The organism is Lutibacter sp., from assembly GCF_041555395.1.
Classification (GTDB): Bacteria; Bacteroidota; Bacteroidia; order Flavobacteriales; family Flavobacteriaceae; genus Lutibacter.
Window position 1 is genome coordinate 1 of sequence record NZ_JBFFKM010000004.1, and the last position, 25,438, is coordinate 25,438.

The 25,438-nt window shown below is 33.6% G+C and carries 25 protein-coding genes; 14 read left to right on the plus strand and 11 right to left on the minus strand.

The genetic code is table 11. The features are described from left to right. Positions 1-1,028, minus strand: a 1,028-nt coding sequence (locus ABY285_RS01690) for a DUF4270 family protein (protein WP_372766366.1), incomplete at its 3' end; no start/stop codon positions are given. A 14-nt stretch (positions 1,029-1,042) separates the two neighbouring features. Then, complete coding sequence (locus tag ABY285_RS01695; protein WP_372766368.1) at positions 1,043-1,852, minus strand: glycogen/starch synthase; 810 nt, start codon at positions 1,850-1,852, stop codon at positions 1,043-1,045. A 109-nt stretch (positions 1,853-1,961) separates the two neighbouring features. On the opposite strand from ABY285_RS01695, the gene panC reads away from it, so the two are divergent. From panC to radA, 4 genes are all read left to right on the plus strand, one after another. Further along, positions 1,962-2,801, plus strand: coding sequence for a pantoate--beta-alanine ligase (gene panC, locus ABY285_RS01700; RefSeq protein ID WP_372766370.1), 840 nt, complete (start codon positions 1,962-1,964; stop codon positions 2,799-2,801). Positions 2,802-2,839: 38 nt separating this feature from the next. Further along, on the plus strand, positions 2,840-3,190 hold the full coding sequence (gene panD / locus ABY285_RS01705) for an aspartate 1-decarboxylase (RefSeq protein ID WP_372766372.1): 351 nt from the start codon (positions 2,840-2,842) through the stop codon (positions 3,188-3,190). Between the two features lie 49 nt (positions 3,191-3,239). After that, positions 3,240-4,169: a YbhN family protein gene (locus ABY285_RS01710; protein ID WP_372766374.1), complete on the plus strand. Its 930-nt coding sequence runs from the start codon at positions 3,240-3,242 to the stop codon at positions 4,167-4,169. Positions 4,170-4,410: 241 nt separating this feature from the next. Further along, a complete protein-coding gene (gene radA, locus ABY285_RS01715) occupies positions 4,411-5,769 on the plus strand; it encodes a DNA repair protein RadA (RefSeq protein ID WP_372766376.1) in 1,359 nt (452 codons plus the stop codon). Positions 5,770-5,801: 32 nt separating this feature from the next. Here radA and ABY285_RS01720 read toward each other — a convergent pair whose 3' ends face one another. Together ABY285_RS01720 and ABY285_RS01725 are read right to left on the minus strand one after the other, a co-directional pair. Continuing rightward, on the minus strand, positions 5,802-6,563 hold the full coding sequence (locus ABY285_RS01720) for a uroporphyrinogen-III synthase (RefSeq protein WP_372766378.1): 762 nt from the start codon (positions 6,561-6,563) through the stop codon (positions 5,802-5,804). A gap of 16 nt (positions 6,564-6,579) precedes the next feature. Continuing rightward, entirely contained in the window at positions 6,580-7,242 is a 663-nt protein-coding gene (locus tag ABY285_RS01725; RefSeq protein WP_372766380.1) for a DUF4271 domain-containing protein, read from the minus strand. Between the two features lie 69 nt (positions 7,243-7,311). On the opposite strand from ABY285_RS01725, the gene ABY285_RS01730 reads away from it, so the two are divergent. The 3 genes from ABY285_RS01730 to ABY285_RS01740 are packed head-to-tail and all read left to right on the plus strand — an operon-like array spanning position 7,312 to position 9,836. Next, entirely contained in the window at positions 7,312-8,022 is a 711-nt protein-coding gene (locus tag ABY285_RS01730; protein ID WP_372766382.1) for a polyprenol monophosphomannose synthase, read from the plus strand. Positions 8,023-8,044: 22 nt separating this feature from the next. Next, complete coding sequence (locus ABY285_RS01735) at positions 8,045-9,400, plus strand: dihydroorotase (RefSeq protein WP_372766384.1); 1,356 nt, start codon at positions 8,045-8,047, stop codon at positions 9,398-9,400. Next, entirely contained in the window at positions 9,387-9,836 is a 450-nt protein-coding gene (locus ABY285_RS01740) for a DUF4296 domain-containing protein (RefSeq protein ID WP_372766386.1), read from the plus strand. Before ABY285_RS01735 ends, ABY285_RS01740 begins: the two co-directional genes overlap by 14 nt. Here ABY285_RS01740 and ABY285_RS01745 read toward each other — a convergent pair. After that, entirely contained in the window at positions 9,829-10,839 is a 1,011-nt protein-coding gene (locus ABY285_RS01745) for an SDR family oxidoreductase (protein WP_372766388.1), read from the minus strand. The genes ABY285_RS01740 and ABY285_RS01745 overlap by 8 nt on opposite strands. 118 nt (positions 10,840-10,957) lie before the next feature. Between ABY285_RS01745 and tyrS the strand changes: the two genes are divergently transcribed. Then, on the plus strand, positions 10,958-12,247 hold the full coding sequence (tyrS, locus tag ABY285_RS01750; protein ID WP_372766390.1) for a tyrosine--tRNA ligase: 1,290 nt from the start codon (positions 10,958-10,960) through the stop codon (positions 12,245-12,247). 55 nt (positions 12,248-12,302) lie between these two features. Here the strand turns inward: tyrS and ABY285_RS01755 are convergent, their stop codons facing one another. Further along, positions 12,303-13,283, minus strand: coding sequence for an acyl transferase (locus ABY285_RS01755; RefSeq protein ID WP_372766392.1), 981 nt, complete (start codon positions 13,281-13,283; stop codon positions 12,303-12,305). An 88-nt stretch (positions 13,284-13,371) separates the two neighbouring features. Here ABY285_RS01755 and ABY285_RS01760 point away from each other — a divergent pair, with 88 nt between their 5' ends. The 3 genes from ABY285_RS01760 to ABY285_RS01770 all read left to right on the plus strand — a co-directional run bounded on the left by ABY285_RS01760 (position 13,372) and on the right by ABY285_RS01770 (position 16,806). After that, a complete protein-coding gene (locus ABY285_RS01760; protein ID WP_372766394.1) occupies positions 13,372-13,908 on the plus strand; it encodes an RNA polymerase sigma factor in 537 nt (178 codons plus the stop codon). Between the two features lie 14 nt (positions 13,909-13,922). Continuing rightward, complete coding sequence (locus ABY285_RS01765; protein ID WP_372766396.1) at positions 13,923-15,131, plus strand: outer membrane beta-barrel protein; 1,209 nt, start codon at positions 13,923-13,925, stop codon at positions 15,129-15,131. A 130-nt stretch (positions 15,132-15,261) separates the two neighbouring features. Further along, positions 15,262-16,806, plus strand: a complete 1,545-nt coding sequence (locus ABY285_RS01770; protein ID WP_372766398.1) for an aldehyde dehydrogenase family protein — start codon at positions 15,262-15,264, stop codon at positions 16,804-16,806. Positions 16,807-16,906: 100 nt separating this feature from the next. On the opposite strand, the gene ABY285_RS01775 is transcribed toward ABY285_RS01770, so the two are convergent. Both ABY285_RS01775 and ABY285_RS01780 read right to left on the minus strand, forming a co-directional pair. Further along, positions 16,907-17,863 (minus strand): DUF3078 domain-containing protein, encoded by a 957-nt coding sequence (locus ABY285_RS01775; RefSeq protein WP_372766400.1) that lies wholly within the window; start codon positions 17,861-17,863, stop codon positions 16,907-16,909. Positions 17,864-17,919: 56 nt separating this feature from the next. Beyond that, the gene (locus ABY285_RS01780) at positions 17,920-19,692 is read right to left on the minus strand and encodes a 1-deoxy-D-xylulose-5-phosphate synthase (RefSeq protein ID WP_372766402.1); all 1,773 of its coding nucleotides are present in this window, start codon (positions 19,690-19,692) and stop codon (positions 17,920-17,922) included. Between the two features lie 58 nt (positions 19,693-19,750). Here ABY285_RS01780 and ABY285_RS01785 point away from each other — a divergent pair, with 58 nt between their 5' ends. Beyond that, the gene (locus ABY285_RS01785) at positions 19,751-20,200 is read left to right on the plus strand and encodes a nucleoside deaminase (protein WP_372766404.1); all 450 of its coding nucleotides are present in this window, start codon (positions 19,751-19,753) and stop codon (positions 20,198-20,200) included. 15 nt (positions 20,201-20,215) lie between these two features. On the opposite strand, the gene ABY285_RS01790 is transcribed toward ABY285_RS01785, so the two are convergent. Next, the gene (locus ABY285_RS01790) at positions 20,216-20,458 is read right to left on the minus strand and encodes a hypothetical protein (protein ID WP_372766406.1); all 243 of its coding nucleotides are present in this window, start codon (positions 20,456-20,458) and stop codon (positions 20,216-20,218) included. A gap of 97 nt (positions 20,459-20,555) precedes the next feature. Here ABY285_RS01790 and glpQ point away from each other — a divergent pair, with 97 nt between their 5' ends. After that, a complete protein-coding gene (glpQ, locus tag ABY285_RS01795; RefSeq protein WP_372766408.1) occupies positions 20,556-21,518 on the plus strand; it encodes a glycerophosphodiester phosphodiesterase in 963 nt (320 codons plus the stop codon). Here glpQ and ABY285_RS01800 read toward each other — a convergent pair. Both ABY285_RS01800 and ABY285_RS01805 read right to left on the minus strand, forming a co-directional pair. Then, the gene (locus tag ABY285_RS01800) at positions 21,515-23,305 is read right to left on the minus strand and encodes a chloride channel protein (RefSeq protein WP_372766410.1); all 1,791 of its coding nucleotides are present in this window, start codon (positions 23,303-23,305) and stop codon (positions 21,515-21,517) included. The genes glpQ and ABY285_RS01800 overlap by 4 nt on opposite strands. 334 nt (positions 23,306-23,639) lie before the next feature. Then, positions 23,640-23,900 carry a hypothetical protein gene (locus ABY285_RS01805; RefSeq protein ID WP_372766412.1) on the minus strand — a complete coding sequence of 87 codons (261 nt, stop codon included), beginning with the start codon at positions 23,898-23,900 and terminating at the stop codon, positions 23,640-23,642. A 200-nt stretch (positions 23,901-24,100) separates the two neighbouring features. Between ABY285_RS01805 and ABY285_RS01810 the strand changes: the two genes are divergently transcribed. Beyond that, positions 24,101-25,432 (plus strand): deoxyguanosinetriphosphate triphosphohydrolase, encoded by a 1,332-nt coding sequence (locus ABY285_RS01810; RefSeq protein ID WP_372766414.1) that lies wholly within the window; start codon positions 24,101-24,103, stop codon positions 25,430-25,432. The last annotated feature ends 6 nt before the right edge of the window (positions 25,433-25,438 follow it).

Here is a 25,438-nt window from a genome sequence, read left to right on the forward strand (position 1 = left end):
CCACTTTGATGTGAAACCGTATAATCTCTTTTTAAAACATTGGATTTTATGGGACCAAACGGGAAAGCATATTCATGCTTAACTCTAACAACTCCTTCTCCTTTTATGTCATTCCCATTTAAATCCAAACCTGCATCAGTTATATCTGTACCCTCATCTTCATCATTTGAATAATAAATGGTCATTTTCGCATTCGTCAAATCTAACGAAATCAAATGAGATTTATTGGAAGTCAATGCTTCTGCTTCAATATACAAACCTCTAAAATAATGCTGAAAATTATCAAGAGACTGAAACTCAGCACCGGCGGCATTGTCAACAAAAAGTTGTTGAATTACACTTTCATTTAATGGAATTCTAATACTTGGACTTAAATCTGCTTGTTTGATGGTGTCAATATCATAGCCCGTAATACCATCAGGCATATATCTTTTAATATATGATACGGTATCATTTGGATTGACTTTGAAATTTCCCAAATAAAACGGAGCATCCCCTTTTTGGAATTCTTTATCAGAATAATAAATAGCAGCCTTTGAAGGATCTGCAGGATCTAAGGTGTTTAGAAACGTTTTTAATTCATAAATACCCAACTGAAATTCGACATCGGCATTTCCAAAAACAGAGTCAATTGAGAATTTTGGTTTTCCGTCGGCTAGGTTTTCTTCTTTTGTAGCTTGATAAGGAATGGACACCAAAACGGAATCAATTGCATAATTGGTTCCATAATTATAAGCATCACCATTTGCTGGAAGAGACAATTGCGACACAACAGACGCTTTTAAAGTTCCAAATTCATTATCGGAGTAAGCCCCTAACAAATATTGAGCAACTCCGCTGGCCGGAACATTTGTAATGTTTTCATTAGAAGTTATAACCTCTGAAGTATCTTTATTTGTGGAAAAATTATTATTGTTAACCAGGTTAACTCCAATACTTTCAATTTCCTTTTCGCATGATATTATTGTAAAAAATACTATTGAGAATAGCCCTGAGTATTTTAAAGCATTTACAACTTTAATTGACATATAAATTTAGGATTTTATGATAAAACTTTGTTAAGGTAAAAATTAGTGTAGGCACTGTCAAATTCACTGATTGGAAAATAATCCAATACGGGTTTTTCACAAGTTTTTAAATATTCCAACAAATCATTTGGAAGTTGTTCGCTTGCTTTTATAACTGCATCAGAATTTTCAATGGCATTGATCAAAAGATTTGTGTAGGTTGGATTAGAGATGGTCTTCATTTTAGATTCATCAATATTATCAAACTTAATCTTTTCAAAAAACTTATCATTTAGCGAGCCCTCATAACCAGTGTTGTATAGCGAAGTCACTATCTTACTGTTTGAAAATAAGGGGTCGTCTTTATAATATTCTTTAATATATAAGGGTAAAAGTGAGGCCATCCAACCATTAACGTGAATAATATCAGGTGACCAATTTAATTTTTTAACTGTTTCCACAACCCCTTTTACAAAAAATATAGCGCGTTCATCGTTATCCTCAAACAAATTATTATCCTCATCAGAAAAAAGTGCCTTTCTTTTGAAATATTCATCGTTATCAATGAAATAAACTTGCATTCTCTCCTTCGGAATTGAAGCGACTTTAATAATTAAAGGCATATCCATATCATTGATTACCAAGTTCATACCGGACAAACGAATAACTTCATGGAGTTGATGTCTTCTTTCATTTATTAATCCGAACCGAGGCATAAAAATTCGTGTTTGCCCTCCCTTGCTATGGATCATTTTAGCTGTTTCAAAGGAGGTCGTTGACAATTCATTTTCAGGCAAATAAGGAACAACTTCAGAAGAAACAATCAATACTCTCTTATCTTTCATAAAACCAACTCTTTTTTTTAAAATATATGCAAAATTACGAAAATTAATGTAGAATTTAGCTTGAAAAATGTAAGTTTGCACGCTTTTAACGTTTATTAACAAATACGTTATGTTGGTTTTTGCTAAAATAATATCGGTACAACAAAAAATAGAATCGCTCAAAAACGTTACTACTATTGGATTTGTGCCCACTATGGGAGCTCTTCATGAAGGTCATTTATCGCTTGTTGAAAAGGCGAAAAAAGAGAATGATATTGTGGTAGTGAGCATTTTTGTAAACCCAACGCAGTTTGACAATGCAGATGATCTAATAAATTATCCAAAAACAATTGATAAAGATTTATCGATGCTAAAATCTAGTAACTGCGACATCGTTTTTACCCCAACTCCTGAAGAAATTTATGCTAATGACATTCAATCGCAATCTTTTGATTTTGACGGATTAGAATTTCAAATGGAGGGAAAATTTAGAGAAGGACATTTTAACGGCGTGGGTACAATTGTGGAGCGTTTGTTTGAAATAGTAGAGCCACATAAAGCCTATTTTGGAGAAAAAGATTTTCAGCAAATTCAAATCATTCGCAAAATGGTTGAAAAAAGAAATCTTCCCGTAAAAGTTATTGCCTGCCCCATTCACAGAGAAAAAGACGGTTTGGCTATGAGTTCCAGAAATATAAGGCTTACAAAAGAACAAAGAGCATCAGCGCCATTCATATATAAAACGCTAAAAAAAGCTAAAGCTGAATTTGGCACAAAAAATGCTTTAGAGGTGGTGAAATGGGTTGAAAGTGAATTTAAAAATCACCCATTATTCAACTTAGAATATTTCGAAATTGCTGATGAAGACACCCTTTTACCAGTTGAAACAAAAAATATAACAAAAAAATATCGAGCATTTATAGCTGTTTTTGCTGGAAAAGTTAGGCTAATAGATAATATTAGTTTATAAATATTAACAATTTAATTCAAAAACATTAATTTTGCACCATGCAAATACAAGTCGTAAAATCGAAAATTCACAGGGTTAAAGTTACAGGTGCCGATTTAAATTATATCGGCAGCATAACTATTGATGAGGATTTAATGAATGCCGCTAATATTATTCAGGGAGAAAAAGTTCAAATTGTAAACATTAATAATGGCGAACGCCTTGAAACATATGTAATCCAGGGCCCAAGAAAAAGCGGGGAAATTACGTTAAACGGCCCTGCTGCAAGAAAAGTCGCCAAAGGCGATATTATTATTATTATTTCTTATGGCATCATGGATTTTGAAAAAGCAAAATTATTCAAACCAACGTTAATTTTTCCTAACGAAAATGACAATACGTTAACATAAATTGATCAACAAATTAAAAAAAATAAGTTTTATAACACTCCCAATAGCCTTGGGAGTTTTTTTAATTTGGTACTCCATTTCAAAATTAGCGCCCGCCGACATGCAATCCATTGAAACATCATTTAAAACTGCAAATTATTGGTGGGTGGCGGTGTCCTTGCTTTTTGGTGTTTTAAGTCATTTGTCAAGAGCCTACCGCTGGCGGTTTTTATTGGAGCCTTTAGGTTACAAACCCACATATTTGAATTGTGTAATGACCGTGTTAATCGCTTATTTACTTAACTTATTTATTCCCCGTTCAGGAGAAATAGCGCGAGCTGCCAGCATCAAAAAATATGAAAAAATTCCTTTTGAAAAAGCAATAGGAACCATTGTTGCTGAACGCGTTGCCGATGTAATTATGCTGTTATCAATTACAGGAGTCGCCTTTTTTTTACAAACCGAATTAATGGGCAGCTACCTTTTTAAAGAAGATGAGGAAGGCAACCTTTATTTAAAAATTATTTTTTTAGTGGTCATTCCGTTGGCCGGATTTATAACCTATCGTATACTTAAAAAATCCACGCATCCATTTATAATGAAAATATTTACATTTATAAAAGGATTAATTGACGGTATAAAGAGCATTATTACCATGAAAAAGAAATGGGAGTTTATTTTTCATACCGTTTTTATTTGGTTGATGTATGTGCTTATGTTTTATGCTGTAACTTTTGCTTTGCCGGAAACAACCAACCTTCCTTTTGCTGCAATAATTGTAGCTTTTGTTGTTGGCGGTTTTAGTATGGCGCTAACAAACGGCGGTTTGGGGACATATCCTGTTTTTGTTGCCAGTGCGCTTATTTTATACAATATTGAAGACAATCCTGCTCGCGCTTTTGGGTGGATTATGTGGACAGCCCAAACTCTAATGGTCATTGTATTTGGCGGACTCTCCTTTTTGTTAATTCCAATTTACAATAGATTACGACACCAATAAATCTTTAAAATGATTCTTATATTTTGGGTGTTACCGCTGAAAAAGCGGTCGGGCTTTCACTCCTCGCTTTTTTTAGTTGCGAAAAACAACTAAAAAAGAGCTCAAACACGCCGTTTAATACCTAACACAAATTGAATTAATAATGAAAAATAAATAATTTTAACTTTCAACTTCAAACGCTATTTAATTATAAAATAACGCGTTATTCTTCCTATATTTACTTCTTCAATAAATACTTAAAATGGCCAAAACCAAAACTTTATTTTTTTGTCAGAATTGCGGCGCCCAATATGCAAAATGGCTTGGACAATGCACATCTTGCAACGAGTGGAACACCATTGTTGAAGAAGTGATTCAGGCTGAAGAAAAAAGGAATTGGAAACAATCCACCTCCCCAAAAAAAGCCAATAAAGCCTTAAAAATTAACGATATTTCTCTAGATAAGGAAGACCGAATTTCAACCAAAAATAACGAACTCGACAGGGTTTTGGGTGGTGGTTTGGTAAAAGGTTCTATGTTGTTGTTAGGTGGCGAACCCGGAATTGGGAAATCTACATTGCTCTTGCAAATCGCGCTAACAATGCAAAAAAAAGTATTGTATGTTTCTGGTGAAGAAAGCCAGTCCCAAATTAAAATGCGTGCTGAACGCCTTCAAAATTCAAACGCCAATTGTTTAATTTTAACCGAAACAAATACACAAAACATTTTTAGGGCCATTGAAGAAATACATCCTGAAGTTGTTGTCATTGACTCCATCCAAACTTTATATACCGAATATCTTGATGCTTCTCCAGGATCAATTTCACAAATCAGGGAAACGACAGCCGAGCTCATTAAATTTGCCAAAGAAACTGCTACTCCGGTACTTTTAATTGGGCATATCACGAAAGACGGCAATATTGCAGGCCCAAAAGTTTTAGAGCACATGGTAGATGTTGTACTCCAATTTGAAGGCGACAGAAATCATGCATATAGAATAGTACGCGCACAAAAAAACCGCTTTGGCTCCACGGCAGAAATCGGCATTTATGAAATGCAATCTTTTGGGTTGCGTGAAGTAGAAAACCCTTCCGAAATTTTAATTTCACAAAAAGAAGAAGATTTAAGTGGCACCACAATTGCCGCAACTTTAGAAGGAATGCGACCTTTAATGATTGAAGTTCAGGCATTGGTAAGCACGGCAGTTTATGGTACACCACAGCGCTCTGCAACTGGCTATGACACTAAACGTTTAAACATGCTTCTGGCTGTTTTAGAAAAAAGGGCCGGATTCAGATTAGGCGCAAAAGATGTGTTTTTGAATATTGCCGGAGGCATAAAAGTTGATGATCCAGCTATTGATTTGGCTGTGATATGTGCCATTTTATCCTCAAATGAAGATGTTCCTATTGCACAGGATTTTTGTTTTGCCGCCGAAATTGGCCTAACAGGTGAAATTCGTCCGGTAAATCGTGTGGAACAGCGTATTATGGAAGCTGAAAAACTCGGATTTCACAAAATATTTATTTCAAAATTTAATAAAATTAGCAGCACAAGCCACAAAATAAAGGTGGTTAAAGTCACAAAAGTAGAGGATGTATTTGCCAACTTATTTTCATAAAAAAACCCGAGTTAAACTCGGGTTTTTTTATGCTATTTATCGCATTGTTGCTTTTTGTTGACTTCAATAATGTACTTTTCCAAAGCCATTGTCATTGAAGGTGATTCAGAACTTGGTGCCAGAATATTGCATTTTAAGCCTGCATCCGTTGCCGCTTTTATGGTTGAATTGCCAAACACGGCAATACGTGTTTCGTTTTGTTTGAAATCAGGGAAATTTTGAAATAAAGAATCAATTCCTGACGGACTAAAAAAGACCAAAATATCATAAAACACACTCTCTAAATCAGATAAGTCGCTTATCACTGTTCTGTAAAAAATACCACGCTCCCAATTTACACTCATTTCATTTAAAGTTTGAGGCACTATATCTTTTAGTTTATCGGAACTTGGCAATAAAAACTTTTCGTCCTTATATTTTTTTATAATTTTCGCCAAATCGGCAAAGGTACGTTCACCAACATAAATTTTTCGTTTGCGATATACCACATACTTTTGCAAATAATAGGCAACTGCTTCAGATTCACAAAAATATTTCATATCATCGGGCACTGTAAATCTCATTTCTTCAGCAATTCTAAAAAAGTGATCAACCGCATTTCTGCTGGTCAAAATAATTGCAGTATAATTTTTAAAATCAATTTTTTGAGCTCTTACCTCTTTCGCAGAAACACCTTCAACATGAATAAAGGACCTAAAGTCGATTTTAACTTTTTGTTTTTCCGATAATTCTAAATAAGGAGAGCTTTCTGTTTTTGGAGTTGGTTGAGAAACCAAAATTGTTTTCACTTTCATAAACGTCAATTTTGTTTTAAATTGTTAATTTTAAAATAATTGCCAAAGGCACTATTTCAAGAGCGCAAAGATACAAAATAAAATAAAATAAGTTATTAGTTATGAGCTTTTTATTATTTCCAAGGACTAGGCTGTAACGTAAAATTAACAAAATAGCGAGTACTAACAAGGTGATTTTAAAAAATAATTCTTTATAAATAGCGGTATATGCGCTAAGCACTAAAAACGGCAAAATCCACAATATCAAGTTGTTAAAATAACTAACCTTGTCATAAACAATTCTATTGTATTTGTTTTTTATGTTGAATATTTCAGCTAAAAACAATCCCATAAAATACCTTAAAGAGAAATACAAACCCACACCACCAACCAACAATAAATAACCGTTTAGGTCGTCGAACTTGGAAGAAAAATGCCATAAATAATTTGCATAATAAAACAAAAGGGAAAGCGCCAGAAGCTGAATAATAAACAGTAAAAATTGAAATAAATTTATGATATCGTTTTTTTCTTTACCAAAATAAATTAAAAGGTATTTATTGGAGATAAATAACGTGGCTGTATGAAGCAACCTGTCTTTATAAAAAACTTTTACCAGTGTCAAAAAAATAAGAATTGCTAAAAAAACAAGTGAAATCCAATGGTTGTTTTGGTGTATTATTTCTTTTGCCTCAAACATTAAGTATGTTATTATTTAAACGCAAAATTAGTGATAATTTGTTTTACCTTTGTCTCGTAATTATATTTTATGTCGAATACGCTTGTTATAGTACCAACTTTTAATGAAAAAGAAAATATTGAGGCAGTAATAAGGGCTGTATTTTCACAGGAAAAACAATTCGACATATTGGTTGTTGATGACAGTTCTCCCGATGGAACAGGAGATATTGTCACTAATTTACAACAAGAATTTTCAAATTTATTTTTAGAAATCAGAAAAGAAAAAAGCGGTTTGGGAACTGCTTATATTCATGGATTTAAGTGGGCGATTTCTAAAAATTATGATTATATCATTGAAATGGATGCTGATTTTTCACACAATCCAAATGATTTAATTAAATTGTATAACGCTTGTGCTGAAGATGGAGCTGATTTTTCAATAGGTTCAAGGTATTTAAATAATAAAATTAACGTAATTAATTGGGATTTCAAACGTTTGTTTTTATCCTATTTTGCCTCTAAATACGTAAGATTGATTACTCAAATACCCATTTATGACACAACCGCAGGTTTTGTATGCTATCAACGTAAAGTATTGGAAAATATTGAATTGGATAAAATAAAGTTCGTGGGTTATGCGTTTCAGATTGAAATGAAATTTAAAGCTTGGAAAAAAAAATTCAAACATAAGGAAGTTTCCATTATTTTTACCGACCGAAAAAAAGGAACATCAAAAATGAGTGGTTCAATAATTTCTGAAGCCGTTTTTGGTGTCATAAAAATGCGCTTAGAAAGATAGCCAAAATAAAATAAAAAGAACTATGAGTTTAGTGCTAATTAAAAATGCCCGTATTGTAAACGAAGGAAAAATATTTGACGGTGATGTGCTTATTGATGGGGAATTTATTGTGGACATAGACACCTCAATTAGCTCTAAATCAGCAGACACAACCGTTATTGATGCTGAAGGAAAATATTTAATTCCCGGACTAATAGATGACCAAGTTCATTTTCGCGAACCGGGACTAACCCATAAAGCAACTATTGAATCTGAAAGTAAAGCCGCCATCGCAGGAGGCATAACTTCATTTATAGAAATGCCGAATACGGTGCCGCAAGCCACCACGCAGGAATTGCTGGAACAAAAATTTGAAATTGCATCCAAAACATCTTATGCAAACTATTCATTTATGTTTGGCGGCACAAATGATAATTTAGAGGAATTGTTAAAAACAAATCCGGCAAATGTTGCCGGAATTAAATTGTTCTTAGGCTCTTCAACAGGAAATATGCTGGTTAATGACGAAAAAGTATTGGAAAAAATATTTTCTTCCACAAAAATGCTTATTGCTGTTCATTGTGAAGATGAAGCTACCATAAAAACTAATTTAGACACCTGTCTGAAAGAATATGGAGATGATATTCCCGTAAAATTTCATCCAAAAATAAGAAGTGAGGAGGCTTGTTATATCTCATCTTCCAAAGCAATTAAACTGGCAAAAAAAACGGGTGCACGATTGCATGTTTTTCATTTATCAACAGCAAAGGAAACTGAACTTTTTTCCCATAAAGGACCAGTAGAAAAAAAACAAATTACGGCCGAAGTTTGTGTTCATCACTTATGGTTTGATGAAAGTGATTATGAAAGTAAAGGAAATTTCATAAAATGGAATCCTGCAATAAAAACAGCCCACGACAAAGAAGGGTTATTGAAAGCATTGCTTGAGGACAGAATTGATGTTATTGCAACAGATCACGCACCACACACAATAGAAGAAAAAGAACAGGTTTATACAAAAGCACCAAGTGGCGGACCAATGGTACAACATGCATTGCCGGCGATGTTAAAAATGTTTAAACAAGAAAAGATTTCAATCGAAAAGATAATTGAAAAGATGTGCCACAATCCGGCAAAAATTTTCAAAATTGAAAAAAGAGGATTTATTAAAAAAGGATATTACGCAGATTTAGTTTTAATTGATATTTCTTCTCCCTGGACTGTTACCAAAGACAATATTTTGTATAAATGTGGTTGGTCTCCTTTTGAAGGAACCACCTTTTACTCAAAAATTACACATACCTTTGTAAATGGCCATTTAGTATATAAAAACGGTAAATTTAATGATAGCCATAAAGGTAAAAGATTATTGTTTAATAGATCAAATGAAAAAAATTAGTTACATCATTTTTTTAGGTATTTTTTTTATTGGTTGTACCAGCAATACCATTATTAAAAAACCCGACCATTTAATACCTAAAAATCAAATGGTGGATTTGCTGACCGATATGCTTATCGCATCAGGTGCTGAAAATATTAAAAACAACAATCTTGAACGTAATGTAAATTATTTTCCATTGGTTTTTGAAAAATATGGAATAGACAGTACGCGTTTTAAAGAAAGTAATTATTACTATACCTCGCGCATTGATGACCATGAGGAAATCTTAAAAAAGGTTGATGCACGACTGAAGGCATTGAAAAAAGGAATAGACGATGAAATTAAATTACAGGATTCTTTAAAAAGAGACCCTATAAAAGACATCCGGGGAAATTTTAAAAATGCACCTAAAAATCGACGTAAAATTGATTCCTTAAAACAAGTGTTTATTTAAACTTCTTTATGTAAAGTTCGCAAACCCTTTTTAGTGTTTCGGATATGGATTCAAAATTAAAATTTAATTCCTTTTGTATTTTTTCTGAAGAATAATAGCTTTTTTCGCGGATAGATTTGGCTGCATGTTTGGTAAGCGTTGGTGGGTTATTAGTAAAAATAAACTTCAATTTTTCCAACCTCCAGCCAATAGAACTCATTAATTTTGTGACTTTTATGGAAGGTGGCTCCTTTCCTAAATTCTTCGCTATTTGATAAAACACCTCTTTAAAACTAATGTTTTCAGACACTAAAATATAACGCTCATTCACAATGTCACTTTTCATAAGCAATATCATTGCTTTTACCACATCGTTTGCTGAAACAAAACCGGTAATGCCTTCCGTATAAAAAGGAAATCCCTTATAAATTTTTGAAAATGCCGCTCCCGATCCTTGATGCCAAAATCCGGCACCCAAAATAACTCCAGGATTCACAATTACAACCGGAATACCTTCTTGTGAAGCACGCCAGACTTCCATCTCTGCACCATATTTTGTCAATGCATAGCCATAGCTGACTTTCTCCATATTCCATTCGTCTGCTTCACTCATGAATTTATTGCCAACTGATTTTTCAATGGCGGCGATAGAACTTACAAAACATAATTTTTTGATGATGTTCGCAATACAAAAATTAACAATATTTGAAGTGCCTTGAATATTAATTTCGGACATTGTCTGATAGTCTTTTGAATTAAAGGAAACCAATGCTGCCGAATGATAAACTTCCGTTACATTTTTAAAAGCTTCTTCCAAAGAAATAATATCGGTAATATCGGCCTCTATCCATTCAATTTTCTGAAAAAGGGTCTCATAATCATCAGAAAAATACCGAAATACATTTTTTACGGCAAGTAAATCGCTGTTTTTTCTATGAATCGCTTTTATCGCATCATTTTCCAAAGAAAGCTGATACAATAAATGCGAACCCACCAAACCTGTCCCTCCCGTTACTAAAATCATAAAACGAAAGTATAAAAAATGTTTGTTTCTATCACGCAAAACATCGTTTTAAAAAACCAATTCTAAAAAGCAATAACTAACAAGTAAAATTTTATCTTTGCTGAAATTAAAAAATTTGATGATGAATTTTGTTGAAGAACTGCGTTGGAGAGGCATGTTACATGATATTATGCCCGAAACTGAAGAATATTTATTAAAAAATAAAACAACTGGATATATTGGATTTGACCCAACAGCCGATTCATTGCATATTGGAAGTTTGGTGCCAATTATTTTGTTGATGCATTTTCAACATGCGGGTCACAATCCAATCGCTTTGGTGGGTGGTGCCACAGGAATGGTGGGTGATCCTTCTGGAAAATCGGAAGAACGCAACTTGTTGGATGAAGAAAATTTGGCTAAAAATGTTGCCGGCGTAAAAGCACAATTGGCACGTTTTTTAAATTTTGACAGCACTACGGAAAACGCTGCCCAATTGGTGAACAATTACGATTGGATGAAAGAGATTTCATTAATTGAATTTGTACGTGATATTGGAAAACATATTACTGTAAACTATATGATGGCAAAAGATTCAGTAAAAAAACGCCTCGATTCCGATTCACAAACGGGAATGAGTTTTACAGAATTTACCTACCAATTGTTTCAAGGATACGATTTCTACCATTTATACAAAGAAAAAGACTGTAAACTTCAAATGGGAGGGTCAGACCAATGGGGGAATATTACCACGGGAACGGAATTAATCAGAAGAAAATCGCAAGGAAAAGCCTATGCTATAACGTGCAAATTAATTACCAAAGCCGACGGGTCAAAATTTGGTAAAACTGCAGGCGGAAACATTTGGTTAGATGCCAACAGAACATCACCTTATAAATATTACCAATATTGGCTAAATTGTTCTGATGAAGATGCTGAAAATTATATTAAAATTTTTACATTTCTAAACAAAGAAACCATTGAAACTTTAATTGCAGAACATAAAAAAGCACCTCATTTGCGAATTCTTCAAAAGAAAATCGGGGAAGAAGTGACCATAATGACGCATGGAAATGAAGCTTATGAAAACGCCATTAAAGCGTCAAGTATTTTATTTGGAAATTCTACAGCGGAAGATTTAAAAACATTGGATGAACAAACGTTTTTAGATGTTTTTGAAGGCGTTCCTCTAGCAGAAATTGCCAGATCCATTATTGAAAATGGATTGGGAATAATTGCTGCTTTTGCAGATTATGGCTTCTTAAAATCAAATGGTGAAGTGCGCAGAGCTCTAAGTGAAAATTCAATTTCCGTAAACAAAGAAAAAGTGAAAGAAGATTTTGTGATCACTCCAAATGATTTGATTGCAAATAAATTTGTGTTACTGCAACGCGGTAAAAAAAGTTATTTTTTGTTGAAAGTGATATAAATAAATTGTCACAAATATTATATTGAATGGCGACTCCCGAAAAAGGAGTCGTTTTTCATGACATTACCATTAAATTGCAGCCTCTGATATCCGAATTGTCAAACCTGCCCAGAACTTCAAATGTTCCCTTGGCATAGGTTTTTCCTAAATCTTGGGTAGCAATAAACGAACAGGAATTGATATTTGCCAAATCAATAACATTGATTCCTCCTGATTTTCCTTCGGGCAAAATAGTTAAAGCATCTTCGGTATCACGAGTTAGAATTTTCATCCAAGGCGGGTATTCAAAAATTCCTTTTCCTTTTGAATAGGCCTGACTCAACAATTCGGTCATTCCATATTCCGAATGAATATTGGAAACTCCAAAACCTTCACGCAACATTTGGTGCAATTCTTCCCTAATCAGTTCTTTTCTTCTGCCTTTCATGCCACCGGTTTCCATAACAATTGTGTTCTTTAGCTTAAATTTGTGTTTCTCTACCAAATCCAACAAAGCAAAGGAAACGCCAATTAGCAGTATTTTTTGGTTTTTATTATCCAATTCGACTAAATTCTGAGCCAATTCTTCTAAATTATTTAAATAAAAGCCGCTTTTTTCTTTTTTTGACTTCTGCATAAAATCATTTACCATATAAATCAACGAGGAACCTTCACGTTCCAAATAAGAAGGTAACAATGCCAAAACAGTAAACTCTTCAATAGGGCCATAAAAATGCTCAAAGCATTTAGTGAAACTTTCTTCGTAGACGGTTAAGTCGGTAACAAAATGTTTACTTTGCTCATTTCCAGTAGTTCCACTACTTAAAAATAGACATTGAGCAACTTCATTTGAAGATAAAACAGGGTGTGATTTAAAGAATTGAATTGGTAAAAAAGGAATCTCCTCAATTTTTTTAATGCTATGGATATCAATGTGTAAATGGCTTATAAACTCCTTATAAACCACATTATTTTTGGCTTGAAATTGAAATATTTCAAGCGCCATTTTTTTAAACTCGGTACTATTATGAAGATTAAAAATGTTAATTTTTTTCATAAAAATTGCGAAACAACACAAAAGTAATGTAAATTTACGCAACCTATTATCTTTTTAGGTATCTTATTAACAATTAAAATGCTCGTATTTGGGTTTAGATGAACTCATAAAACAGTGTGCTAATAACGATCGAAAGGCACAAAAGGAAATTTACCAGCTTTTTGCAGGTAAGTTGTTTTCTATATGCCTAAAGTACTCTAAAAACAAACAAGAGGCCCAAGACAATTTTCAAGATGGCTTTATTGTCATTTTTGAAAAAATTGGGCAGTTTAATTTTAAAGGATCGTTTGAGGGCTGGTTAAAGCGAGTGATGCTTAACACAGTTTTATTAAAATACAGAAAAAAAAATGTGTTAAATATTGTTACGGAAGATATTCCTGATGAGGTGATTGTTGACGTTGATGATCATGAAATTTCTTTAGATTTTTTACTAAATCTAATAAATGAATTACCGGATAGGTACAGAATGGTTTTTAACCTTTATGCCTTAGATGGTTATTCTCATAAGGAAATTTCAGAAATGTTGCTAATTGCAGAAGGTACCTCGAAATCGAATTTAGCCCGAGCAAGAGCCATTTTAAAACAAAAAATAGAAATTCATCAAAAGGCACAACAATCTGTTTAAGATAAAAGATAATAGTGAGAGATTTTAAAAGCATTGATAGATTATTCCAAGAGAATTTAAAAGACTTTGAGGTGTTCCCACCAAACGAGACTTGGGATTCTATTGAAAACCGGCTTGTCGGCAGTCCTAAAAAACGAAAATTTCCTGTTTGGCTAAAAATCTCCAGCATTGCAGCATTGCTTGTCCTCTTTTTTAGTATTGGCGCCATTTATTTTCTTCCAAAAAACGAATTCTCTCAAAAAATATTTCTTAAAAAGAATAGAATTCCGGAAATTTCAAACCAAAAAGATACTATAGCTACAGCATCTGTTGAAGAAAAAATAAAGGCTATGCAAAAAGCTGTGACAGCTTTAAGTCAAGAATTATCTGAAATAGAAAACAGCGCCAAATTTGCGATAAAAGCCAATAAAAATATTACAGAAGAAACGGTTTTGTCTCAAAAATCATTAAACAGCTTTTTATTAAAGGACACTAAAAATTTACCGCTTTCAAATTTTGCTGATAAAGAAATTCCAAAAAAAGAAATAACAGAAAGTAAATTTAGCGTTGCTACTATTTTTGCGCCTATTTATTTCAATTCTTTTGGTGATGGTTCTAGCGTTGACGCGCAGTTTAAAGACAATTCATCTTATGGAAATACTTCCTATTCCTATGGTGTAAAAGTAGCTTATCAGCTTACAAATAAATTCAGTTTACAATCAGGTGTTAATTTAATTAATTTAGGTTTAACTACTAATAACATATACGTTACTCCAGGAGTTTCCATTGTTGGTTTTTCAAATTTATCGGCAAATCCGTTTTTGGCCAGAAGTGCAGATATTTCAACATCTAAAGAAAATGTGCAAAATATTGGGGAAAGTTCGGAAGGAAGTTTAAATCAAGTTTTTGGCTATATTGAAATTCCAGTTGAGGTAAAGTACAGCGTTACTGATGGAAAATTTGGCGTTAATTTAGTGGGCGGTTTTAGTACGCTTCTTTTAAACAGGGACGAAGTATTTATTGAAACCAATAGTTTTACCCAAAGTTTAGGTTCTTCAAACAATCTAAGATCAGTAAATTTTAGCGGTAATATTGGATTGGATGTCGATTATTCCATTTATAAAAATTTATTCATTAATGTTTCCCCAATGTTCAAAGTACAAACAAATACCTTTTCTAAAAACTCCGGAAGTATTCAGCCTTATTATTTAGGAGTTTATACAGGTTTAAATTATAAGTTTTAGTTGGTTTATTATTTGGCTGGTTACCAAATATTAATGAAGAAAAGCCGTTTCAAAATTGAAACGGCTTTTCTTTTTAAAACATTTTTTATTCGTATTTTTGCAACATCTAAAATTTAAATAAATCCACTTTATGGGAATCACAACAATAGAAAAAACGCTAAATGATCTGGGCGTTAAAACATTAAATAAAGGAACTTCAACTGGTCTAAATTTTTTCGGAAATGGTGAAATTATTGAGTCATATTCTCCTGTAGATGGAAAATTGATAGGTAAAGTTATCACAACAACAAAAGAAGATTTTGAAAAAGTTATGGAATCTGCTCAGACAGCTTTTACCAGTTGGAGAATTGTTCCGGCACCTCAACGCGGAGAAATTGTTCGTCAGTTTGGTGAAAAACTGCGCGAATTAAAACAACCTTTAGGGGAACTGGTTTCTTATGAAATGGGGAAATCGCTGCAAGAAGGCTTAGGAGAAGTTCAGGAAATGATAGACATTTGCGACTTTGCTGTTGGATTGTCAAGACAATTACACGGTTTTACCATGCATTCTGAACGTCCCGGACACAGGATGTACGATCAATATCACCCCTTAGGCATTGTGGGAGTTATATCAGCATTTAACTTTCCAGTGGCGGTTTGGGCTTGGAATACTGCACTGGCTTGGATTGCTGGTGATGTTTGTGTTTGGAAAGCCTCAGAAAAAGCACCTTTATGCAGCATTGCCTGTCAAAATATAATTGCAAAAGTTTTAAAAGAAAATAAGTTACCTGAAGGTATTTCTTGTATCATAAATGGTGATTATAAAGTGGGCGAATATATGACCACTGATAAACGTATGGCCTTAATTTCAGCCACAGGATCCATTAGAATGGGAAAAATTGTTGCGAAAACTGTTGCAGAGCGTTTAGGAAGATCATTGTTGGAATTAGGAGGTAACAATGCCATTATTATCACGCCAAGCGCTGACATAAAAATGACGATTATTGGTGCTGTATTTGGTGCTGTTGGTACCGCTGGACAAAGATGCACTTCAACACGCAGGTTAATTATACATGATTCTATGTATGAGCAAGTAAAAAACGCCTTGGTGAAAGCTTACAAACAATTACGTATTGGAAATCCTTTAGATGAAAACAATCATGTTGGACCATTAATCGATACTCATGCTGTTAAAATGTATGAAAGTGCTTTAGCAGAAGCGGTAAAAGAAGGTGGGAAAATTTTGGTTGAAGGCGGTGTATTAAGCGGAAAAGGCTATGAAAGCGGCTGCTATGTAAAACCTGCAATTGTTGAAGCTGAAAATCACTTTGAAATTGTGCAGCACGAAACATTTGCGCCAATTTTATACCTCATAAAATATTCTGGAGAACTTAAAAACGCCGTTGAATTGCAAAATGGGGTTGTACAGGGACTTTCATCAGCAATTATGACCAATAATTTGCGCGAAGCCGAACTGTTTTTATCTGTTCAGGGTTCAGATTGTGGTATCGCAAACGTAAATATTGGCACTTCCGGTGCTGAAATTGGTGGCGCTTTTGGTGGAGAAAAAGAAACCGGCGGCGGACGTGAATCGGGATCAGATGCATGGAAAGTTTATATGAGACGTCAAACCAATACCATAAATTATACTACGGAATTACCTTTGGCTCAAGGCATAAAATTTGATTTAGTATAGATTTTAAGATTGTCTTAAAAAGTAAAAGTTCTTAAAACCAAATAATATTTGGTTTTAAGAACTTTTTTATTGTAGAACATTTTTTATAAAAAAACCGACTTTAAAACGAATAAAACAAACCAACTCCCAACAGTTGTTTTAGCTGTGTTTTGGGCCCTAGGGCTACTAGTTTTCCGTCATTATTAATATCTTCTTTGTGCTTTACATCATCATCATATAAAATATGGGAGCCTACATTTGCGGTCACATGTTTATTAATAGTCAAATCAAAATTTAATTCCCAATTGACATCCACATTGCCGTACTTGTTCAAATAATCAGAATATAAAATCAATTTATTATTCATTATTATATTTTCCATAACCTCAGTATTCCATTCGCCGGCAATATAAGTTCCAACCTCTACTTTAAGGTTTTCTCCTTCAGTCACTAAATTACCTGCATCATCATAAACAGCTGGTTCAACACCGAAAGAACCCTCATTTGCAAGCAATTTATTATAAACAAATGTCATTTTATTGGTGAGTGGAGAAAGGTATATTTTTAGTGCGTTTTGCTTTGAAAAATATTCAGACCCAACACCCAAAAAATTATAAGCAGGCGAAAAGAATTTTGAAATCGGTTTGTCGGTATTTGGATATTTATAGCCGTTTGTAAATTGCGTTTTAAAATTGAATTTAGCGGAATAATACCACTTGGAATTAATATTGTTTCTATAGCCAAATGTTGAATTCAACTCGATTAAATCCTCTGTTTTCCGCAATTCACGACTGGCTTCTTTATTTAATCCATAATAGGCTTTCAATTCACTTTGCCAAACGGTATGATTGTTTTTGTAATCTCTTTTTATATTTATTTTTGCGATGCCGGAAATGGAATTATTGCCGCCTGCACTCCAGTTTACAAATGAGTTTTGGGTAAAAATCAATCGGAAATTATTGGTTTCCTTCCAATGAGTAAGAGGTACCTGGTTAATGTCCAATGTGTCTATTAAAATTGCTGCTTTTGTATTGAGAATGAAAACAATTGTAAAAATCAGGAAAAGTTTTAATCGCATTTCACTATAAAATTGGGTAAAAAAATATTTCGGCAAAGAAACATAAAATATTTTTTTTATAAAAGCTTCAATAAGAATTCCTTTATATATTCTTTGGATAAATGAATGCATTCCATTAACTCATCAACTTTTCCATGTTCAATAAAATGATCTGGAATCCCTAAATGTTTAATGGTTTTATTTTTATAATTATTGTTTGCGGCAAATTCCAGAATCGCGCTTCCAAATCCACCTATAATTGTCCCATCTTCAATGGTGACAATAGTTTTAAACTTTTTAAATACGTAATGCAACAAATCTTCATCCAAAGGTTTTACAAAACGCATAGTATAATGCGCAATCTTATTTTTTGGCAGTTCGGGCTGAAGTTCAATCAATTTATTTCCAATCGTACCAATACTTAACACTGCAATTTCTGAAGCTTCAAAAACACATGCTCCTTTTCCTATTTCAATTTTGCTAAAGGGTTTTTTCCAGTCAATAAGCGTTCCTTGTCCGCGAGGATAGCGAATCGCCAGAGGAAAATCAATTCCCAATTGCGCAGTGTACATCATGTTGCGCAATTCAATTTCATTTAAAGGTGCAAAAATAACTATATTAGGAATGCAGCGTAAATAAGCAATATCAAAAGCACCGTGATGCGTTGCGCCGTCTTCACCAACAATTCCAGACCTGTCTATACAAAAAATTACCGGTAAATTTTGCAATGCCACATCGTGAACTATTTGGTCGTAGGCACGCTGTAAAAACGTGGAATAAATGGCACAAAAAGGAATTAATCCCTGCGTGGCCATTCCTGCCGCCAAAGTCACTGCATGCTGTTCAGCGATACCAACATCAAAAGCCCTCTTGGGTATTTCTTCAAGCATTAATTTTAGGGAACTTCCAGTGGGCATTGCGGGTGTAATTCCAACAATTTTTGAATTAATTTTAGCCAGTTCAACAATGGTTTCCCCAAAAACATCCTGATACTTTGGAGGTTGCGGGATATTATTTTTAGCATTTAATTCTCCTGTTATTTTATCGAATTTTCCCGGAGCATGGTAAGTCACCTGATCAAGTTCTGCCTGCTGCAGTCCTTTTCCTTTTGTGGTAATTATGTGTAAAAATTTAGGACCTTTAATCGATTTTAAACGCTCTAATTCTGTGATAATATCGCCGATATTGTGTCCATCTATCGGTCCGGAATAATTAAAATTCAATGCTTCAATAATATTATTTTTCCTAACTTTTTTACCCGCTTTCACATCGGTAAAATAATTTTTTAAAGCACCAACACTTGGGTCAATTCCCATAGTATTGTCGTTTAAAATAATCAGAAGATTCGCATCGGTAACCCCAGCGTGATTCAATCCCTCAAAAGCCATTCCGCTGGCAATGGAAGCGTCGCCAATTACTGCAATATGGTGTTTTTGAAAATCGCCTTTTAATTTTGAGGCAATAGCCATTCCCAATGCTGCCGAAATTGAGGTAGAGGAATGTCCTGTGCCAAAAGCATCATAAATGCTTTCGCTTCGTTTTGGAAAACCAGAAATCCCACCCAATTGACGGTTTGTATGAAAAATTTCTCTTCTGCCAGTTAATATTTTATGTCCGTATGCCTGATGCCCTACATCCCAAATCAGTAAATCGTTTGGTGTATCAAACACATAATGTAGCGCAATGGTCAATTCCACAACACCCAAACTTGCGCCTAAATGACCTTCTTTGGCTGCAACAACTGCAATAATAAATTCACGCAGTTCTTTGCCAACTGTTTCCAGTTGATTTTTGGCCAACTTCCGCAGGTCTTTCGGGTCGTTAATATGTTCTAACAATTTTGATTTCACAACTACAAAACTAAACTATTTAAATTGTTCGTTGAATTAAAATAATTACTTTTGATGCATGATGGATCCATTTGATGACATTTATTTTATGAAACGCGCTTTGCAGGAGGCTGAAATAGCTTTGGACAAAAATGAAGTTCCTATTGGTGCTGTCATTGTAATGAACAACCAAATTATTGCCCGTGCACATAATTTAACGGAAACTTTAAATGATGTAACCGCTCATGCCGAAATGCAGGCATTTACCGCTGCTGCAGATTTTTTAGGGGGAAAATATTTAAAAGAGTGCACGTTGTATGTTACTTTAGAACCTTGCCAAATGTGTGCAGGGGCAAGTTATTGGGCACAACTTGGAAAAATTGTATATGGCGCTTCTGAAGAAAAAAGAGGGTTTTTGGTAATGAATACTACTTTGCACCCTAAAACAGTGCTTGTTGGCGGTGTTTTAGAAGAAGAATGCAGTAAACTATTAAAGCGTTTTTTTATTGAAAAACGTAATTTAAATTGATAAATATAAAATTTGTTAACTTTCGCTCTTGCTCCTCTCTTCCAAGTCTTTTCTGAATTTATCAAAGGTAAAATCTTTTAAATTTTTGTTTTTATACCGATGGTAAATAAATAATGGCATTAAGATAAAAGCCACAATCAATACTCCAATTCCAATTACAATTTCGCCATCGACATCTCCGGAATTCTTTAGATAAAAACCTGCACCTAACATTCCTACAGAAAGTATCAAAATAAATATTATCACAAATTTCATCATAAAATAATTTGTTATTACGCTGTAAAACTACAAAAATCAATACATTTAAATGAATTTAAAATTGTAAAATATCCATCATTTTTATTCATTTTTTTTAATGTTGTCATTATCTTGCAGTGAACATAAGTTTGAGGATAAAGTGAAAATTCAAAATAACAATAAAGTAGTAATAGCACACAGAGGTGCTTCGGGATATCTACCCGAACACACTTTGCCTGCAAAAGCAATGGCGTTTGCAATGGGTGCAGATTATTTGGAGCAGGATATTGTTTTAAGCAAAGACAATGTTCCAATGGTAATTCATGATATTGATTTAGAAACTGTTAGTGATGTTAAATTGAAATTTCTAAAGAAAAAAAGAAATGACGGGCGGTTTTATGTGATTGATTTTACTTTTGATGAACTTAAACAATTAAATGTTTCTGAAAGGATGAATCCAATTACTCATAAAGCTGTTTTTCCTGACCGATTTCCAATATTTACCTCCACATTTAGATTGCATTCCCTTCAGGAAGAAATAGAATTAATTAAAGGACTAAACAAAAGTACCGGAAAAAATATTGGTATTTATCCTGAAATTAAAGAACCAGCATTTCATCAAAAAGAAGGAAAGGATATTTCTAAAATAGTGTTAAAAACACTGAATGATTACGGCTATAAAACTAAAAATGATCCCTGTATTTTACAATGTTTTGATGCCGGTGAGTTAAAACGAATCAGAAATGAATTCAAAAGCGAACTTTTTTTGGTGCAACTGATGGAATTTAAAAAAGATGAAGAAAAGTTGGAAGAAATTTCAACATATGCCGATGGAATTGGTCCTTGGTACAAACAAATTATTGAAGGAAAAGACAAAAAAGGTAATTGGCTCATTTCTGATTTAGTTGAAAAAGCACATAAATACAATTTAAAAGTACACGCCTATACTTTTAGAGCTGATCAATTGGGTGATTTCCGAACATTTGAAGAATTGTTAAAAGTTGTATTATACGAAGCAAATGTCGATGGTGTTTTTACTGATTTTCCCGATAAAGCGGTTCAATTTATGAATAAAAACTAAGAAGTTACAACAATTAATTTTCTTCGATAAGCGGTAAGTAAGCGCGATTTAGAAATAAAACCAAAGTATTTGCCCTCTTTAATTACCACTAAATTCCATGCTCCACAACTTTTAAACTTATTTAAGATTTCCTCTGCCGAATCCTTTTCATAGTAAATAATATCAGATGCAGCATGCATTAAACTTCCTACTTTGACTTTGTCATATAATTCTTTGTCAAACATAATACTTCTAATGTCGTTGATGGTAAGTATTCCCAAAAATTCATTTTCTTCATTTACAACAGGAAAATGATTGCGGGATGATTTTGCAACTGCGTTATTTACTACGTCTCCCAAGGTCATTTCAGGATGAAGCATGACAAAATTAGTTTCAATTAATTTATCCAAATCGAGCATCATTAACACATTTTTGTCTTTATCATGCGTTATAAGCTGGCCTTTTTTCGCCAGTTCAGATGCATAAATATTATGCGGAATATATTTTTTTGAAACAAGAAAAGAAATAGAAGCGACAATCATTAACGGAACAAAAAGCTCATAACCACCGGTAATTTCCGCAATTAAAAATATTGCAGTCAAGGGCGCCTGTAAAATTCCCGCCATTAAACCCGCCATTCCAACCATGGCAAAATTAGTTAAGGATAGTTGGTGGCTGAATAAGTTACTGTAATTGACAATCGATGCAAATACATATCCCGTGACGCTTCCTGTAAAAAGTGTTGGCGCAAAAACACCTCCAATACCACCAGCACCAAAAGTGAATGACGTAGCAACTATTTTAAACATTATTAAACCGGCAAGGAACATTATAATTTCCAAAGTAGTGTCAGCTGCTATTTGAAATCTATTATTTTGCACAATATCAGCTACATTCCCTCGCAAAACATTGTTGATGGTTTCATAACCCTCCCCAAAAAGAGGTGGAATAAAATAGACAATAATACCTAATAAAAGACCCCCAATTAATAGTCGCTTGTATGGATTATCGAATTTTTTAAAAAATTTAGCAATTGCAAAATATACTTTGCTGAAGTAAATGGAAGCTGCGGCAGATGCCACACCTAGAAAAACATAAAACAAAACATCACTTAGCTCAAATTTATCCTGCAAATTAAAATGCAGTAACACATCATCTCCCAAAAAGAAATAAGAGGTAAGTATAGCCGTAATAGAAGCCAGAAGTAAAGGAATCATTGAGGCAAGCGTGAGTTCTAAGCTAAATATTTCCACGGCAAAAACTATGGCCGCAATCGGCGCTTTAAAAATTGAGGACATAGCGCCCGCAGCGGCGGCACCAATTAGCAATGTTCTGGTGGTTTGGTTTAAGTGAAACAAGCGTGCAAAATTAGAACCAAGCGCAGCGCCTGTGGCAACAGTTGGCCCCTCTAACCCAACAGATCCTCCAAATCCAACTGTTATCGGTGCGGTAATTAACGACGCCCACATTTGATGTCTTGGCATAATTCCCTTTTGTTTTGAAATGGCATATAAAGTGGATGGAATTCCGTGTCCTACTTTTTTTCGAATAACATATTTTATAAAAAGAAGAACAATTAACAAGCCTATAATTGGGAAAATAAAATAAAATGCCTGATGCATTTGCTTTATAAATTCGCCTTCCAATAAATTTTGAATTAAATGCGTTAGGTTTTTTAAAATTACAGCCCCTAAACCTGCCAAAAGTCCGATAACAGCACTGGCAATATTTGTGAACTGCCTATTGGAAATATGCTGATACCTCCATTTTAAAAATTTAAGAAATAATTTTTTTGAACTCGCTGGCATTTTATGATAATAAAAAGGAAGTGCAAAAGTATTAAAATCTAACCATTAGGGAACACGATTTGGACATTTTTTACATGTCTTTTTACTTTTATTCTTGAATTTTTCACAGCATTTTTCATTTATTTCACTGGTCTTTTTCTTTTCAGTTGAATTGCCCCAATCAAAATCGTAGTTAAAAATACCTGAATTTTCAGTAGTTCCCAAAACACTTATTTAGAATGATTTTAAACAAAGGTACAGATACTTTTAAAATCAAAAAGAAAAATTTCAAAAAATTATAAAGTTTTGACTTTTCCGTAAAAGCTATTCTTTTATATAATTAACCTTACGCCTCCTAATTCTTCAACTTTATAAGGGAACTTGCCACTAGGTAAGCCAATAAACATAAAATTAATTGGAATATTCCATTTTTTGAAAGTTCTTCAATAAGTTCAGGGCTAAATTTTCTATCCAGAACTAAAAATTCTATAGCAATTTCGGGATACTCTCTATTTAAAAAATCAATTTCCAGTGGCAAGTTTTCTGGAACTTTTTCACCTTTACCTATTACGATTTTAATTTTTTTAGTATGCTCATTTTTAATAATATAAAACATTATTTTATTTAGTGAAGCAATATTTTGTCTCCTTTTGTAAAAAAACAAATTCTTGTGAATTTATTTGATTAATTACTTCAAGTATTTTTTGGAGCAAAGAAATGACGGGGATGTAAATAAAAGAGTTGAGTTTTACAAATAAGAAAGCTTCAAAAAAATATAAATTATATAAGTATATTGCGTAAAAATTTACAATGAACATGAATTGGAGCCAACTACTTTCTCTTAAGAGATTTGGTGATACACAAATACGACCGCGCAAAGACCAAGATGAAACCCGTTTGGGCTTTGAAGTGGATTACGACCGAATTATTTTTTCTGATTCCTTCAGAAGTTTGCAGGATAAAACACAGGTTGTTCCACTTTCTAAAACAGATTTTGTACATACCCGACTTACCCATAGTTTAGAAGTTAGTGTTGTGGCACGTTCTTTAGGCAGAAAAGTGGGAGAACAAGTGCTTAAAAATCATCCTGAATTGGTGGAACAAGGTTTTACTATGAATGATTTTGGCGCTATTGTAGCCACGGCAGCTTTGGCGCATGATATTGGAAATCCACCATTCGGCCATAGCGGAGAAAAAGCCATTGGCGAATATTTTAAACATGGAAACGGTCAACAATATGAGGCACATCTTACCAAAAAACAATGGCAAGATTTTGTGGATTTTGAAGGAAATGCCAACGGTTTTAGAATTTTAACAGAAAGTAAATCGGGAATGGAAGGTGGCTTGCGATTGTCCTATGCCACTTTGGGCACTTTTATAAAATACCCCAAAGAATCTTTGCCGAAAAAACCTACATCTCATGTTTCTGATAAAAAATATGGAATCTTTCAATCCGAAGTTTCTTGTTTTGAAGATATCGCTTTAGAGTTAGGCCTGGCTTCAGCCTCAAAAGGGGAAAACTCAAGTTATCACAGACATCCTTTAGCTTATTTGGTTGAAGCTGCCGATGATATTTGTTATACCATCATCGACTTTGAAGATGGCATAAATTTGGGGTTGATTGAGGAAGATTTTGCACTCGAATATTTAATAAAGTTGGTGAAAGATAGCATTGACACCAAAAAATACTACCAATTACAATTTAAAAAAGATCGTTTAAGCTACCTCCGTGCATTGGCCATCGGAAATCTAATCAATGAAGCCGTTAATGTTTTTTTAAAACAGGAAAATGATATTTTAAAAGGTGAATACCCACATTCTTTACTGGATAAATGCACTTATGAAGCTCAAATAAATGATATCATAAAAATAAGCGTCGAAAAAATTTATAAAAGCAGAGAAGTCATTGAAAAAGAATTGGTTGGCTATAATGTAATCGCCAAGTTATTGGATGTCTTTTTGACAGCAAGCAACAGGAATTTTGAACATTCCCTTACAAATTATGACAAACTGGTTATAAATTTATTGCCAGAAAGCCTGCAAGAACCAAAAGAATCGCATTATTTAAGAATTTTAACGATTTGTGGCTTCGTGGCAAGTTTAACTGATGGTTATGCCTTGGAATTGTACAAAAAGTTAAATGGTTGATAAATT

Bases quoted from the DNA above. Each gene is read 5' to 3' on its own strand.
- ABY285_RS01805 (WP_372766412.1), bottom strand. From the start codon at position 23,900: ATGTTTTATATTATTAAAAATGAGCATACTAAAAAAATTAAAATCGTA.
- ABY285_RS01800 (WP_372766410.1), bottom strand. From the start codon at position 23,305: ATGCCAGCGAGTTCAAAAAAATTATTTCTTAAATTTTTAAAATGGAGG.
- ABY285_RS01725 (WP_372766380.1), bottom strand. From the start codon at position 7,242: ATGTTTGAGGCAAAAGAAATAATACACCAAAACAACCATTGGATTTCA.
- tyrS (WP_372766390.1), top strand. From the start codon at position 10,958: ATGATGAATTTTGTTGAAGAACTGCGTTGGAGAGGCATGTTACATGAT.
- ABY285_RS01790 (WP_372766406.1), bottom strand. From the start codon at position 20,458: ATGATGAAATTTGTGATAATATTTATTTTGATACTTTCTGTAGGAATG.
- ABY285_RS01720 (WP_372766378.1), bottom strand. From the start codon at position 6,563: ATGAAAGTGAAAACAATTTTGGTTTCTCAACCAACTCCAAAAACAGAA.
- ABY285_RS01785 (WP_372766404.1), top strand. From the start codon at position 19,751: ATGATGGATCCATTTGATGACATTTATTTTATGAAACGCGCTTTGCAG.
- ABY285_RS01755 (WP_372766392.1), bottom strand. From the start codon at position 13,283: ATGAAAAAAATTAACATTTTTAATCTTCATAATAGTACCGAGTTTAAA.
- ABY285_RS01770 (WP_372766398.1), top strand. From the start codon at position 15,262: ATGGGAATCACAACAATAGAAAAAACGCTAAATGATCTGGGCGTTAAA.
- panD (WP_372766372.1), top strand. From the start codon at position 2,840: ATGCAAATACAAGTCGTAAAATCGAAAATTCACAGGGTTAAAGTTACA.
- radA (WP_372766376.1), top strand. From the start codon at position 4,411: ATGGCCAAAACCAAAACTTTATTTTTTTGTCAGAATTGCGGCGCCCAA.
- ABY285_RS01740 (WP_372766386.1), top strand. From the start codon at position 9,387: ATGAAAAAAATTAGTTACATCATTTTTTTAGGTATTTTTTTTATTGGT.
- ABY285_RS01810 (WP_372766414.1), top strand. From the start codon at position 24,101: ATGAATTGGAGCCAACTACTTTCTCTTAAGAGATTTGGTGATACACAA.
- ABY285_RS01745 (WP_372766388.1), bottom strand. From the start codon at position 10,839: ATGATTTTAGTAACGGGAGGGACAGGTTTGGTGGGTTCGCATTTATTG.
- panC (WP_372766370.1), top strand. From the start codon at position 1,962: ATGTTGGTTTTTGCTAAAATAATATCGGTACAACAAAAAATAGAATCG.
- ABY285_RS01730 (WP_372766382.1), top strand. From the start codon at position 7,312: ATGTCGAATACGCTTGTTATAGTACCAACTTTTAATGAAAAAGAAAAT.
- ABY285_RS01695 (WP_372766368.1), bottom strand. From the start codon at position 1,852: ATGAAAGATAAGAGAGTATTGATTGTTTCTTCTGAAGTTGTTCCTTAT.
- ABY285_RS01775 (WP_372766400.1), bottom strand. From the start codon at position 17,863: ATGCGATTAAAACTTTTCCTGATTTTTACAATTGTTTTCATTCTCAAT.
- ABY285_RS01735 (WP_372766384.1), top strand. From the start codon at position 8,045: ATGAGTTTAGTGCTAATTAAAAATGCCCGTATTGTAAACGAAGGAAAA.
- glpQ (WP_372766408.1), top strand. From the start codon at position 20,556: ATGTTGTCATTATCTTGCAGTGAACATAAGTTTGAGGATAAAGTGAAA.